This is a genomic window from Bradyrhizobium sp. UFLA05-89 (genome assembly GCF_059803475.1).
This window is the reverse complement of sequence record NZ_JBANBA010000047.1, coordinates 50091-63133: the sequence shown is the minus strand read 5'-3', so window position 1 is coordinate 63133 and position 13043 is coordinate 50091. Positions and strand designations below refer to the sequence as shown.

At 65.6% G+C, this 13043-nt stretch carries 11 protein-coding genes; 8 read left to right on the top strand and 3 right to left on the bottom strand.

Going from position 1 to position 13043, the window contains the following annotated elements:
- The 6 genes from SO139_RS23835 to SO139_RS23810 all read left to right on the top strand — a co-directional run.
- A partial coding sequence (locus tag SO139_RS23835) for an SIS domain-containing protein (RefSeq protein WP_498540677.1) occupies positions 1-593 on the top strand: 593 nt, incomplete at its 5' end.
- A 100-nt stretch (positions 594-693) separates the two neighbouring features.
- A complete protein-coding gene (locus SO139_RS23830; RefSeq protein ID WP_449381733.1) occupies positions 694-1473 on the top strand; it encodes a DUF502 domain-containing protein in 780 nt (259 codons plus the stop codon).
- Positions 1474-1586: 113 nt separating this feature from the next.
- Positions 1587-2444 (top strand): NAD(P)-dependent oxidoreductase, encoded by an 858-nt coding sequence (locus SO139_RS23825; protein WP_449381732.1) that lies wholly within the window; start codon positions 1587-1589, stop codon positions 2442-2444.
- Positions 2445-2589: 145 nt separating this feature from the next.
- The gene (locus tag SO139_RS23820; RefSeq protein ID WP_449381731.1) at positions 2590-2979 is read left to right on the top strand and encodes a nuclear transport factor 2 family protein; all 390 of its coding nucleotides are present in this window, start codon (positions 2590-2592) and stop codon (positions 2977-2979) included.
- A 113-nt stretch (positions 2980-3092) separates the two neighbouring features.
- A complete protein-coding gene (locus SO139_RS23815) occupies positions 3093-3329 on the top strand; it encodes a helix-turn-helix domain-containing protein (protein WP_449381730.1) in 237 nt (78 codons plus the stop codon).
- 39 nt (positions 3330-3368) lie between these two features.
- The gene (locus SO139_RS23810; protein WP_449381729.1) at positions 3369-3932 is read left to right on the top strand and encodes an MmyB family transcriptional regulator; all 564 of its coding nucleotides are present in this window, start codon (positions 3369-3371) and stop codon (positions 3930-3932) included.
- Between the two features lie 25 nt (positions 3933-3957).
- Here SO139_RS23810 and recG read toward each other — a convergent pair whose 3' ends face one another.
- Positions 3958-6066, bottom strand: a complete 2109-nt coding sequence (recG, locus tag SO139_RS23805) for an ATP-dependent DNA helicase RecG (protein WP_449381728.1) — start codon at positions 6064-6066, stop codon at positions 3958-3960.
- A 206-nt stretch (positions 6067-6272) separates the two neighbouring features.
- On the opposite strand from recG, the gene SO139_RS23800 reads away from it, so the two are divergent.
- Both SO139_RS23800 and mfd read left to right on the top strand, forming a co-directional pair.
- Entirely contained in the window at positions 6273-6563 is a 291-nt protein-coding gene (locus SO139_RS23800; protein WP_449381727.1) for an FAD assembly factor SdhE, read from the top strand.
- Positions 6560-10078 carry a transcription-repair coupling factor gene (gene mfd, locus SO139_RS23795; protein ID WP_498540676.1) on the top strand — a complete coding sequence of 1173 codons (3519 nt, stop codon included), beginning with the start codon at positions 6560-6562 and terminating at the stop codon, positions 10076-10078. Before SO139_RS23800 ends, mfd begins: the two co-directional genes overlap by 4 nt.
- A 133-nt stretch (positions 10079-10211) precedes the next feature.
- Here the strand turns inward: mfd and SO139_RS23790 are convergent, their stop codons facing one another.
- Both SO139_RS23790 and SO139_RS23785 read right to left on the bottom strand, forming a co-directional pair.
- Positions 10212-11435: a GGDEF domain-containing protein gene (locus SO139_RS23790; protein WP_498540675.1), complete on the bottom strand. Its 1224-nt coding sequence runs from the start codon at positions 11433-11435 to the stop codon at positions 10212-10214.
- Between the two features lie 85 nt (positions 11436-11520).
- Positions 11521-13023: an AMP-binding protein gene (locus SO139_RS23785; protein ID WP_498540674.1), complete on the bottom strand. Its 1503-nt coding sequence runs from the start codon at positions 13021-13023 to the stop codon at positions 11521-11523.
- Between the last annotated feature and the right edge of the window lie 20 nt (positions 13024-13043).

Below are 13043 nucleotides of genomic sequence, written 5' to 3'. Positions count from 1 at the left end.
CGCTCGCGGTCGCGGCCGGCAAGGCGCGCGGCGAATTGTCCGAGGACGACGAGACCAGGCTCGTGCACGGCCTGGTCGAGGTCCCGCGCCTGATGGCGGACGCGCTCACCACCGAATTGCAGATCGAGAAGCTTGCGCACAGGATCGCCAAGTCACGCGACGTGCTCTATCTCGGCCGCGGCACCAGCTTCCCGCTCGCGCTCGAAGGCGCCCTGAAGTTGAAGGAGATCTCCTACATCCACGCCGAGGGCTACGCGGCCGGCGAGCTTAAGCACGGGCCGATCGCGCTGATCGACGAGACCGTGCCGGTCGTGGTGATTGCGCCTCACGATCGCGTGTTTGAGAAGACCGTCTCCAACATGCAGGAAGTCGCCGCCCGCGGCGGCAACATCATCCTGATGACGGACGCCAAGGGCGCGGCGGAGGCGACGGTCGATTCGCTCGTCACCATCGTCATGCCCGACATGGCGGCAGCCTTCACGCCGATGGTGTATGCCGTTCCCGTGCAACTTTTGGCCTACCATACGGCAGTGGTGATGGGCACCGATGTCGACCAGCCGCGCAATCTCGCCAAATCGGTGACCGTCGAATAGGCGGGCCGGGCACAGAAGGAGAGCAGGCGCGGTCGCCTTGCACCTTCAAAAATCTGCTAGAAGACCCTAGCTAGAGTGCTGCGACCGACCTGGAACCCGAATGACCGCCCGTGACGACGCGTCCCCGCCTGCGCCTGCCGAAGACCTGCCCCCGGAGCCGCATACCGGCCTAATGGGCCGTTTCCGCAACTATTTCCTCACCGGGCTCGTCGTTACGGGTCCGATCGCGATCACCCTCTACCTGGTCTGGTGGTTCGTCACCTGGGTCGACGGGGTGGTGCGGCCGTTCGTGCCGCTGGCCTATCGGCCGGAAACCTATCTGCCGTACGGTGTTCCCGGCTGGGGACTGATTGTCGCATTCTTCACGCTGACGCTGGTCGGCTTCCTCGCTGCCAATCTGATCGGCCGGACGCTGGTCGATGTCGGCGAGACCTTCCTCGGCCGAATCCCGGCCGTGCGCGCCATCTACCGCGGCCTGAAGCAGGTGTTCGAGACGCTGTTCTCGGGTAAGGGCTCGAGCTTCCGGAAAGTCGGCCTGGTCGAGTTTCCCTCGCCGGGCATGTGGTCGATCGTGCTGATCTCGCAATCGCCGAGCGAGGACATCTCCCGCAGCCTGCCGGGACAGGAGGAGCACGTCTCGGTGTTCCTGCCTTGCTCGCCCAACCCGACCACGGGCTTCTTCTTCTACGTGCCCAAGAGCAAGATCATCGAGGTCGAGTTGAGCGCGGAAGATGCTGCGACGCTGATCATGTCGGCGGGCGTGGTGCAGCCGGGATCGAGTCCCGATCCGAAGAAGATCGCAGCCCTCGCGGGTGTGGCGAACGCCGCCCGCATCGCCAATGCCGCCGCCGTGCGCCCCGAGCCCGTCAAGGTGGAATGAGCGTCAGTCATTCCGCCGCGGGATGGCCGGCATTCGTTTTGCGGTTCCCTCACTCTGCTATCATTCCAGATGACGAAACGCAGATCGCTTTCGCATTCCAACTGGAGTGAGCCATGTCCCCAACCATCGCGATCCTCGCACCCGGCGCCATGGGCAGCGCGGTCGCCCGCCGCCTGAGTGAAAACGGCGCGCGCGTACTGACCTCGCTGAAGGGGCGCAGCGAGCAAACCGCAAAGCGCGCCGCGGAGGCGGGCATGATCGCCGCCGAGGATGCCGATATCGCGGGCTGCGATATCATACTGTCGATCGTGCCTCCGGGCGAGGCCGTGGCGCTCGCCGAGCGGTTGGCCGCGGTGATCGTGAGGCGGGAGAAGAAGCCGCTGGTCGTCGACTGCAACGCGGTCAACGTCGATACTGTGCTGGGGATTGAGGAGATCATCGGCTCGGCGCAGGCGCCGTTCGTCGATGCCGGCATCATCGGCTTCCCGCCGCAGCCGGGCAGCAAGGGGCCGGCGTTCTATGCGTCCGGCGAGCACGCAAAGGATCTGGCCGTGCTGAAAGAGCTCGGTCTCGACCTGCGGATCGTCCAAGGCCCTGTCGGCGCGGCCTCCGCGCTGAAAATGTCCTACGCAGGTATCGTCAAGGGTCTCGCCGGAATCGGCTCGGCCATGGTGCTCGCGGCCACCAAGGCCGGCGCTGCCGATGCGCTGCGCGACGAGCTCGCGCTCAGCCAGCCTGCGATTTTGGCGCGGCTATCCACCGCGCTGCCGGACATGATCCCGAAGAGCTATCGCTGGGTCGCGGAGATGCGGGAGATTTCCGGTTTCCTCGGACCGGACCATCCGGCAAGTCAAATCTATGAGGGTTTTGCGCGCTGGTTTGACCATCTCGCCGAGGACGCGAAAGGCGAGGCGGCAGATGCAAAGCTGCTGAAGGCGTTCGCTGAAAAGAGCACGGAAAAGAAGGGCTAGGTTGCCGGCGGTTTGGTGTTCGCTTTATTACCTGGCATGTAATTGAGCCAATTCTCTGTCCGACTACTCTCCTGATCCTTCGCCAGCCACGGAGCATCCAACGAAGCTTTCTGGCGAGCTTGTGTCACTGTATCAGGAGAGAGACATGCAAGTCATGTTCACGAGAAAGGAGCCGCCGCAATGGCTCCTCGACATGTGGAAGGAGATCGACGACAAAACCTTCGGAAAGGGCTTTGACTGCTTCACCGAGGATGCCGTCTGCAACCTCGGTGTGGCTGATTGGAAGGGACGCGAGGCAATCCGCACCAATCTGAAGGCCTTCATCGACACCGGGTTCACTGCGCTGCATCATGTCACCGAATATTGGGATGCCGGTTCACTGAAGGTGTTTTGCGGTGTCGTGGACATGACTCCCGATGACCGGTCGGCGGCTACGGTGCATCCCACGATGACCCATTTCTTCTACATGGACGAGAAGGACGACACCAAGGTGCGTCGCTGGGTCGGTGCAGTAGGCCCGGTTGCCTTTGGTTGATCCAGCTCAGATCGGGGGCGCGAGGGTGCCCCGGGGCAGCCGGGGCACCTCCACTGCTGACGCGCATTGACGAAGCTGCAAATCGACAAGAAGGACTGCGCGAAATGAAAGCGATGGCCAGCGACATCAAGACAGGCGCCACTTCGGCGGGCGCTCTCCTGCGCCAATGGCGGGATATTCGCGGCATGACGCAGCTCGATCTGTCGTTCGATGCCGGTGTCTCGCAGAAGCACATCAGCTTTGTGGAGAGTGGCCGCAGCATCCCGAGCCGCCAAATGTTGCTCGATCTTGCCCAGGCCCTCGATGTGCCGCTCCGCGAAAGAAACGAGCTGCTGCTCGCCGCCGGCTAGGCGCCGTCTTATTCCGATCCCGCCCTCGATGCGCCCGCCATGACGAGCATCAACCGTGCCTTGCAACGCATGCTGCGTCAGCACGAGCCCTTTCCAGCCATCGTCATGGACCGGCATTGGAACGTGTTGATGACCAATGAGGCCGCACCGCAGCTGTTCAACTGCTTCATCGACATGTCCGCACGACCGACCCCGCGGAACTTGCTGCACCTCATGTTCGATCCGGAAGGCATGCGTCCCTTCGTGGCGAATTGGCCGGAGACGGCCCGGGGATTGCTCGCGCGCGTGTATCGCGAGGCGGTCGGACGCGTCATCAACGACAGGATGAAGGCCCTTCTGGCGGAATTGTCGCGATATCCGGGCGTGAAGCCGGAATGGCGCGCGCCATCGCCGGGTGACGCCATGCCGATGATTCCGCTCACCTTCGTCAAGGACAGCGTGACGCTGGATTATTTCTCCATGCTCACAACGGTCGGAACGCCGCAGACGGTCACTGCAGAGGAGCTGCGGCTCGAGTGCATGTTTCCGGCCAATGATTCGACCGAAGCCGAGCATTGCAGGTTCATACGGGCCCATTCCAACCTTTGGTCGGCCCGCCACTGACGGGGACAAGGTAGGCCGACGAGCATCAACCCGCCCCGATCAGCGGGATCGCCTCGTCCCGCTCGTAGAGATACAGCAGGCAGCGCAGCGCTTCGCCGCGCTCGTCGCTCAGCTTCGGATTGTCCTTCATGATCCGTAGCGCCTCGTCGCGGGCCTGCGTGATAAGCTGGCTGTGGAACTCCGAGCGCGCGATGCGGTAGCCGGGCAGGCCGCTCTGGCGCACGCCGAGCACGTCGCCTTCGCCGCGCAGTTTCAGATCCTCCTCGGCAATCCGAAAACCGTCCGTGGTCTCGCGGATCACCCTCAGCCGCGCTTTCGACATCTCGCCGAGAGGCTCCGAGTAGAGCAGGAGGCAGGTAGAGGCTTCCGAGCCGCGTCCGATACGGCCACGCAACTGGTGTAGTTGCGCAAGACCAAAGCGCTCGGCGTTCTCGATCACCATGATCGTTGCAGCCGGCACGTCGACTCCGACCTCGACGACGGTGGTGGCGACCAGAAGTCCGATCTCGTGGGCGGCGAACTGCGCCATCACGCGGTCCTTCTCCGTGCCTTTCATCTGGCCGTGGACCAGGCCGACCCGATCGCCAAAACGCTCTTGCAGGCTCTCGAAGCGTTTCGTCGCATTGGTCAGATGCTCGGTGCCCTCCGCCTCGGATTCCTCAACCAAAGGGCAGATCCAGTAGACCAGCTTGCCGGATTGCAGCGCGCGGGCGACGCCGTCCATGACCTCCGAGAGCCGGCTCATCGGCACCGCGCGGGTGTCGATCGGCTGCCGGCCCGCCGGCTTCTCCCGCAGCTCGCTGACGTCCATGTCGCCGAAATAGGTCAAGACCAGCGTGCGCGGGATGGGAGTGGCGCTCAGCACCAGCACGTCGACCGCTTCGCCCTTCGACGTCAAGGCCAGTCGCTCGCGCACGCCGAAGCGATGCTGCTCGTCCACGACCGCAAGCGCGAGCGCCCTGAAGATCACGTCGTCCTGGATCAGTGCGTGAGTTCCGACCAGAAGATCGATCTCGCCTTCGGCCAGTTGCGCGAGGATGTCGCGCCGTTCCTTGCCTTTCTCGCGGCCGGTGAGGATCGCAACTCGCAAGCCCGCGCGCTCGGCGAGTGGGGCGATGGTCTTGATGTGCTGGCGTGCCAGGATTTCGGTCGGCGCCATCAACGCGGCCTGCTTGCCGACTTCGGCGACGGCGGCGGCAGCCAGCAGTGCCACCACGGTCTTGCCGGAGCCGACGTCACCCTGAAGCAGCCGCAGCATGCGCACGGGTTGCTTCAAATCGTCGGCGATCGCGGCCGCGGCGTTACGCTGCGACGGCGTCAGCGCATAGGGCAGGGCGTCGATGATCGTGTTGCGCAAATGGCCATCGCCGGCATTGCGCACGCCGGCGGGCCTGCGCAATTGCGCGCGGATCAGCGCCAGCGCGAGCTGGCCGGCGAGCAGCTCGTCGAAGGCAAGGCGCGACCAGAACGGCTGGTCCGGCAGCACGTCCGTGAGCTCGACCGGCTGGTGCACACGGGTGAGCGCTTCCGTGATGGGCGGGAAGCGGCAGCGGCGCATCACCTCGGGGCTGATCCATTCCGGCAGGGACGGCAGCTTTTGCAGCGCCTGGGCGATCGCGCGGCGCAGCGAGCCGAGCGCCAGGCCCTCTGTCAGGGGATAGACGGGATCGATGCCGGAGAGCTTTGCGATGGACGCCTCGTCCAGCACGCGGTCGGGATGCACGATCTGTGGGATGCCGTCATACATCTGAAGCGTGCCGGAGACGTAGCGCTTCTCGCCGACCGGCAGCAGCTTTTCAACATAGCCGGGCTTGGCGCGGAAGAAGGTCAGCACGACGTCGCCGGTATCGTCGCTGGCGTAGACCAGGTAGGGCGCACGCGCATTGCGCGGCGGCGGTGGGCGATGACGATCGATAGTCACCTCCAGCGTCACCATGGTTCCCTGGACGGCGTCGCGAATCTTTGGCCGCGCCCGGCGGTCGATGACCTTGCTCGGCAGGTGCAGCAGGAGATCGACCAGCCGCGGCGTCTCATCGCGGCCAAGCAGATAGCGCAACAGCTTGTCCTGCTTCGGTCCGACGCCGGGCAGGCTGGTCACGAGAGCAAACAGCGGATTGAGCAGGCTGGGGCGCATGAGATGAATCTAGGATCGTTCCTGCCCGTCATGCCCGGCTTTATGCCGGGCATCCACGGCTTTTTTCATCGGGCGAGCGGCCCGGGCCATGATGATTTGAGTACCGTGAGCCGCTGCAACAAAGGGCTGACAGCGGTCGCCTCAGCCGCTATATCACCCCCGCCCGGCACGTCCGGGCTTTTGGCGTTTGACTGGATTCACTAGAAATGACGGGAACGACACGATCGAGCGGCGGCCTGGACGAGCGCCGCAAGCGGCTTCTGTTCCGCTGCTGGCACCGCGGCACGCGCGAGATGGACCTCATCCTCGGTCGCTTTGCGGACGCCGAGATCGGCAATCTCTCCGATAGGGAGCTGACCGAACTCGAGCGCCTGCTCGAGGTCAACGATCCCGATCTCTATGCTGCCATCACCGGCGACAAGGTGCTGCCGGCCGATGTCACCGGCGCGCTGTTTGCGCGCATCAAGGCGTTCCCGGTCGCGGATGGCAATTCATGAAACAGGGGTTGAAATCGCCGGCCGAATTGCTCGCGCCCGGCCGTGTGCTGACGCTTGCCAACGTCGCCGAGGGTGCCGAGGGGCTCGTCGTCTCCGATCTCGCCCGCGCCATCGCGGCTCGGCCCAAGAAGTCAGCGGTCAGCCTGGCAGTGATCTGCCGTGACGGGCCGCGCATGCAGCAGCTCGAACGCGCGCTGCAATTCTTCGCGCCCGACCTGCCGGTGCTCCAGTTCCCGGCCTGGGACTGCCAACCCTATGACCGCGTCTCGCCGCATGGCGGCATCCTGGCCCAGCGCCTGACGACGCTCGCGCGGCTCGCCTCGCTCACCGGCAGCGACAAGCCGCTGATCGTGCTGACCACCGTCAACGCCGTCGTGCAGCGCGTGCCCTCACGCGATCTGGTGGCGGCGCAGGCGCTGTCGCTTGCGCCTGGCAATGTCGTGCCGATGGACACCATCGTCGCCTGGCTGGAGCACAACGGCTATAGCCGCTCCTCGACCGTGCGCGAGCCCGGCGAATATGCCGTGCGCGGCGGCATCCTCGACCTGTTCCCGGCCGGCCTCGACCAGCCCGTCCGCTTCGACTTCTTCGGCGACAGCCTGGAGTCGATCCGCTCCTTCGACGCCGAGACGCAGCGCACGCTGCTCGACATGCGCTCGCTCGACCTGGTGCCGATCTCGGAATTCCAGCTCGTCACCGAAACCATCCGCCGCTTCCGCATGGGCTACGTCGCCGAGTTTGGTGCGCCCGAGCGTGACGATGCGCTCTACGAGGCCGTCAGCGAAGGCCGCCGCCATCCCGGCATGGAGCATTGGCTGCCGCTGTTCCAGGAGCGGATGGACACCCTGTTCGACTATCTGCAAGGCGCTGCCGTCGCGATCGAGCCGCAGGCCGAGGACGCGATCCGCGAACGCTTCAAGCAGATTCTCGACTACTACGAGGCGCGCCGCGATGCGCTGGAGCATCCGACCGGTGGCGCCGTCTACAAGCCGCTGCCGCCTGACAGGCTGTATCTGACCGAAGAGGAGTGGGGAAAGCGCGAAGGCGCGATCCCGCTGGTGCGGCTGACGCAGTTCTCGGTGCCCGCGGACGGCACCAGCGTCATCGATGCCGGCGCGCGCAAGGGCCGCGACTTTGCGCCGGAGCGCAACGATTCCACCGTCAACGTCTTCGAAGCGGTGGTCGCGCATGTGATGGCCATGCAGGCCCAACGCAAAAAAGTCGTCGTTGCGCTCTGGACCGAAGGCTCGCGCGACCGCATGACCTCGATGCTGCGCGACCACAAGCTGACGCATACGACCAGCGTCAATAACTGGCGAACCGTGCAGGCGACGCCGCGCAACGAGACCATGCTCGCCGTGCTGGGCCTGGAAAGCGGGTTCGAGACCGACGAGATCGCCATCATCAGCGAGCAGGACATCCTGGGCGACCGCCTGGTGCGGCCGCGCAAGGCGAGCCGCAAGCTCGACAATTTCATCTCTGAGGTGACGAGCCTTAGCGCCGGCGACATTGTCGTCCACGTCGATCACGGCATCGGCCGTTTCATCGGCTTGCAGACGCTGGAGGTCGGTGGCGCGCCGCATGACTGTCTCGAACTGCATTATGCCGCCGAGACAAAACTGTTCCTGCCGGTCGAGAACATCGAGCTGCTCTCGCGCTACGGCTCCGACCAGACGACGGTCGAGCTCGATCGCCTCGGCGGAAGCGGCTGGCAGACCCGCAAGGCCAAGCTGAAGAACCGCATCCGCGAGATTGCGGGCGAATTGATCAAGATCGCCGCGGAGCGCCAACTCCACGAAGCGCCAAAGCTACCGGTGCAGCCAGGCCTCTATGACGAGTTCTGCGCGCGCTTCCCCTATGATGAGACCGAGGACCAGTTGGGCGCGATCGAGTCCACCCTGAAGGACCTCGAAAAGGGCCGTCCGATGGACCGCCTTATCTGCGGTGACGTCGGCTTCGGCAAGACGGAGGTCGCCTTGCGCGCGGCCTTTGCGGTCGCGCTCGAAGGCAAGCAGGTCGCGGTTGTCGTGCCGACCACGCTGCTTGCCCGCCAGCACCACAAGACCTTCACCGAACGTTTCCGCGGCTTCCCGGTGCAGGTCGCGCAGGCCTCGCGCCTGATCCCGACCAAGCAGCTCAACCAGGTCAAGAAGGGCATCACCGACGGATCGGTCGACATCGTTGTCGGTACCCACGCGCTGCTCGGCAAGGCGATCAAGTTCCGCGACCTTGGCCTGCTCATCGTCGACGAGGAGCAGCACTTTGGCGTCAGCCACAAGGAGCGGTTGAAAGCACTCCGCTCCGAGGTGCACGTGCTGACGCTGTCGGCGACGCCGATCCCGCGCACGCTCCAACTCGCGCTGACCGGCGTGCGCGAGCTCTCGATCATCGCCTCGCCGCCGGTCGACCGCCTCGCGGTTCGCACCTTCGTCGCCCCGCATGATCCCCTGATGATCCGCGAGGCACTGCTGCGCGAGCGCTATCGCGGCGGACAGGCGTTCTACGTGGTGCCGCGGATCGATGACTTGGCCGAGGTCAAGGACTTCCTCGACAAGAACGTGCCGGAGATGAAGGTCGCGGTCGCGCACGGGCAGATGCCGCCCGCGGTGATCGAGGACATCATGACGGCGTTCTACGACGGCAAGTTCGACATCCTGCTCTCGACCACGATCGTCGAGTCCGGCCTCGACATCCCCAATGCCAACACGCTGATCGTGCATCGCGCCGACATGTTCGGCCTTGCCCAGCTCTACCAGCTCCGCGGCCGCGTCGGCCGGTCGAAGCTGCGCGCCTATGCGCTGTTCACGCTGCCGGCGCAGCAGAAGATCACCGCGCAGGCCGAGCGGCGGCTCACCGTGCTGCAATCACTGGAGACGCTCGGCGCCGGCTTCCAGCTCGCCTCGCACGACCTCGACATCCGCGGCGCTGGTAATCTGCTCGGCGAGGAGCAGTCCGGCCATATCAAGGAGGTCGGTTTCGAGCTCTACCAATCGATGCTGGAAGAGGCGATCGTCAACCTCAAGGCCGGCGTTTCCGAGCCTGCGGCCGACCGCTGGTCGCCGTCGATCACGATCGGCATGCCCGTGCTCATTCCCGAAGATTACGTCGGCGACCTGTCGGTGCGGCTGTCGCTCTACCGGCGGCTCGCCGATCTCGACACCGAGGAGGAGATCGAGAACTTTGCCGCCGAGATGCGCGACCGTTTTGGCGTCTTGCCCGACGAGGTGCGCTATCTCTTCAAGGTCGCGGCGATCAAGGCCTATTGCCGGCGCGCGAATGTCGAGAAGGTCGATGCCGGTCCGAAGGGCGCGGTCATCGTCTTCCGCGACAACTCCTTTGCGCATCCGGACCGGCTGGTGTCGTTCATTCGCAGCCACGGCGAGGCCGCGAAGGTGCGGCCCGACATGAAGGTGGTGTTCTTCCAGGATTGGGAGACGCCGGAGGAGCGGCTTGCCGGTACGACCGAGATCCTGCGCCAGCTCGCGCAGCTCGCCACGAGCAAGAAGGCGGCGTAGGCGACGCGAAGGGAGGTGCTGTAGCCGTAGGGTGGGCAAAGCGAAGCGTGCCCACCTCTTCTGTCACCTTCGTGGAGAGATGGTGGGCACGGCGCTATGCGCCTTTGCCCACCCTACGGCATCGAGAGAATAGCTACGACGCCGCGCGCGGCGCCTCAGCAGAGAGACGAGCGAGCAGCGATCTTGCCGTATCCGACGGCGCCAGCGAATCCACGCTGACGACGGGCTCGCTGCGCGGCTCGCGTTTGCCGTTGGAGGTGTGGCGCATCACGGCGGAGAGGCGGCGGGCGATCATGTGAGCGGTCCGGAAGTCGGTCTCAGCGAACACCACGATGACGGAGCCGTCCTTCTGAGCGGCACCGAAATCCATCTGCCGCATCAGCCGGCTCAGGATCCGCGCGGCGTCTAACTGCGCGCGTGGATTATGGGCATCGAAAGCAAAGCGCGCCACCGACAGGCCGCCGCCGCGGGCGAGCGTCTGCTCGACTGCCTTGGAGAAATCGCGGGCAAAGGCTTCCGGCGTGAGCAGGCCGCTGCGCGGATCGAGCCAGCCGCCGGCGTCGATCGAGCGCAGCGTGCGGCTGAACTGCGCCTCCATCGCGTGCTGACGGATCAGCGGCAGCGCGTTGGCGGCGATCTGTGCCGGCTCGCCGGAGATGAGCTCGAGGTTGGGCAGGTCGTAAGCCTGGGTGAGCTGATGCGCGGTGACGATCACGGGCATGTTGCGAAAGCGGGTGTCTTCCGCAAGCACAGTGAGGAAGGCGTCCGCAACGCGCGCGGTGAAGCCTTCGGCAAGCACGACGCCGTCGATGTCGCGGGTGTTGAGATGCTTTGCAGCGGCTTCGATGCTGAGAGCCCCGATTACGCCCACGCGCTCGCCGAGTGCGACCGACAGCGCCGGATAGGCGGAGCCGCGGCCGATCAGCAGCACCGTAGCGTCGCGCGCGGGGTCGGAGTCGGGCAGCGAGACCTTTGCCTCCGGCAGGCGGCGCAGCACGGTCGCGTGCAGCGTGCGGACGCGCATGGCGGCGCGCAGCCGCGCGATGAGGTGGTCGGAATTGTTGCCGCTCAGCGTGAACGGCAGCGCGTTATGGGGCAGGGCTGTCTGGGGATCGACGATGATCAGCGGCAGGTAAAGCGTCTGCTGAGCGATCACTTTTGCGACCGCGGCAAGATGCGGCTCATGCCCACCGGCAAGCGCCCCGACGACAGCGGCTGGCTGGACCTCTTCGACGGCGCGTGCCGCGCTCGCCCAATCGCTGTCGATGACGGGGAAAAGCCGGGCCCCATCGAGCGCCGAAATGAAGGCCGGCCGCTGACCATTGGACACAAAGAGGATTGGGCCCGCCTGGGACATCTCAAGCTCTGATTACGTACACGAATGCCGCGCAATCTAGTCCGGCCGCCTTAATGCCCGGTCAACGGAAGCGATGAAAAGCGCTTCAACCGGGCCCGGTGCGGTCGCGAAAAGCCTCGACCATCAGGGGGTTAAGCCCGAGTTCGCCGAGCGCTTCGCGGGCCCTTGCGTTGTCCTGGGCGCGGCCGGCCAGACGGTGCCCCGAGAGCCGGTCTGGCAGCGCCGTGAGCAGGGCGCCCTGACCAAGCCGGCGCGCCCACTCCTGCAAATCGTTGGACAGAAAGCGATAGCCGCCGACGGCCATGATGCCGGAGGGGGGCGCCGTGATGCAGATCGCACCGCTTGGGCGATCGAGCCGCGCGGCGTAGCCGGTGTCGACATAGTCGCGCGGCGGCTGCGCCGACAGGATGTCGCCGAGCGGTTGCGGCGGGGCGTAGGCCGCAATCGGCACCATCGGCCCACGCAGGCCGAGCGTGCCTTTCGGTGTCAGCAGGATTTCGCCCGCAACAGAGGAGCCCGACTGCTCGCGCGGGGCGCCATGCGGCCCTGGCATCACCGGCACGGGCATGCCGTCCTCGCCGCGCCGCACTCCGAACAGGCCGGCCTCGCCGAACAAGTAGACGTCCGTCAGTGGCGCATGCGGCGCGATCCAGGCGTCGCTCGCCGCGACCTGTTCCGGCGCGCGCCACAGGCCGATGACGTTTCGCAAGCCCGGCATCCGCGCCGCGAGATCGGCTTCCCCAAGCCGCGAGGCCAGCGGGGCGGGCACGATCAGCACATCGCAACCTTGCTCGTTGACTTGCTGCTCCAGCACCTCGCTGTCGAAGGGATGATGCAGCGCCAGCGTTCCGCCAGACAGGAGCCAGATCGCAAGCGAGGAGGCGAGGCCGGCAAACGACATCGGCGTGAACGCCGACATGATGGTCGCACCCTGCGGAATGTCGGCTTCGAGCGACATCGCGAGCCCGCCCGCGATGATGCTGAAATGCGGCCGCGGTACCGGACGAAAGCCTTCCGCCGTGACGTCGAAGGAAATCATCGCTGCCTTGCGGCCGTCCTGGATGACGCTACGAGTCGTGCCGGGCGCGCGCGAAAGAACGTCGTCGAGCGAGGCCATGCCTTCGGGCAGATCGGTGCCGAAGCCGCAGACGTGACGGATAGAGAAGGCTTCTGCCGCGGCATGCATCGCGAGATCGGCGTAGATGACACCGTCGACCTTGCTCATGGTGACGATCGCACGTGCGGCGGTGCGGTTGAGCGCCGCGGTCAGCTCCGCGTGCCGCCAGAGTAGCGGTAGCACGGCGACGACGAGGCCGGCGCGCTGCGCCGCGAGCACCGTGAGCACGAACTCGACGGTGCTCGGCAGTTGCACGGCGATGACGGAGTTGGCCGGCAGGCCGGACTCGACGAAATGGGCCGACAGCGCCTCGATCGCCCGATCGGCTTCGGCATAGGTCAAGCGTCTCGGCAGATGCCCGGTGATGCGAATCTTGTTGATGGGATCGTACAGCGCAGGCGCATGTGGCTGGCGGGTCAGCGTCCGCTGGAACAGCGTGTCGAGCGTCGGCGATACGGCTGGCTGGTTCACGGCATCACGTCGCTTGCTGG

Excerpts from the sequence above, each read along its gene's own strand:
- mfd (WP_498540676.1), top strand. The coding sequence starts at position 6,560 with ATGAAACAGGGGTTGAAATCGCCGGCCGAATTGCTCGCGCCCGGCCGT.
- SO139_RS23810 (WP_449381729.1), top strand. The coding sequence starts at position 3,369 with ATGACGAGCATCAACCGTGCCTTGCAACGCATGCTGCGTCAGCACGAG.
- SO139_RS23815 (WP_449381730.1), top strand. The coding sequence starts at position 3,093 with ATGGCCAGCGACATCAAGACAGGCGCCACTTCGGCGGGCGCTCTCCTG.
- SO139_RS23820 (WP_449381731.1), top strand. The coding sequence starts at position 2,590 with ATGCAAGTCATGTTCACGAGAAAGGAGCCGCCGCAATGGCTCCTCGAC.
- SO139_RS23830 (WP_449381733.1), top strand. The coding sequence starts at position 694 with ATGACCGCCCGTGACGACGCGTCCCCGCCTGCGCCTGCCGAAGACCTG.
- recG (WP_449381728.1), bottom strand. The coding sequence starts at position 6,066 with ATGCGCCCCAGCCTGCTCAATCCGCTGTTTGCTCTCGTGACCAGCCTG.
- SO139_RS23800 (WP_449381727.1), top strand. The coding sequence starts at position 6,273 with ATGACGGGAACGACACGATCGAGCGGCGGCCTGGACGAGCGCCGCAAG.
- SO139_RS23790 (WP_498540675.1), bottom strand. The coding sequence starts at position 11,435 with ATGTCCCAGGCGGGCCCAATCCTCTTTGTGTCCAATGGTCAGCGGCCG.
- SO139_RS23825 (WP_449381732.1), top strand. The coding sequence starts at position 1,587 with ATGTCCCCAACCATCGCGATCCTCGCACCCGGCGCCATGGGCAGCGCG.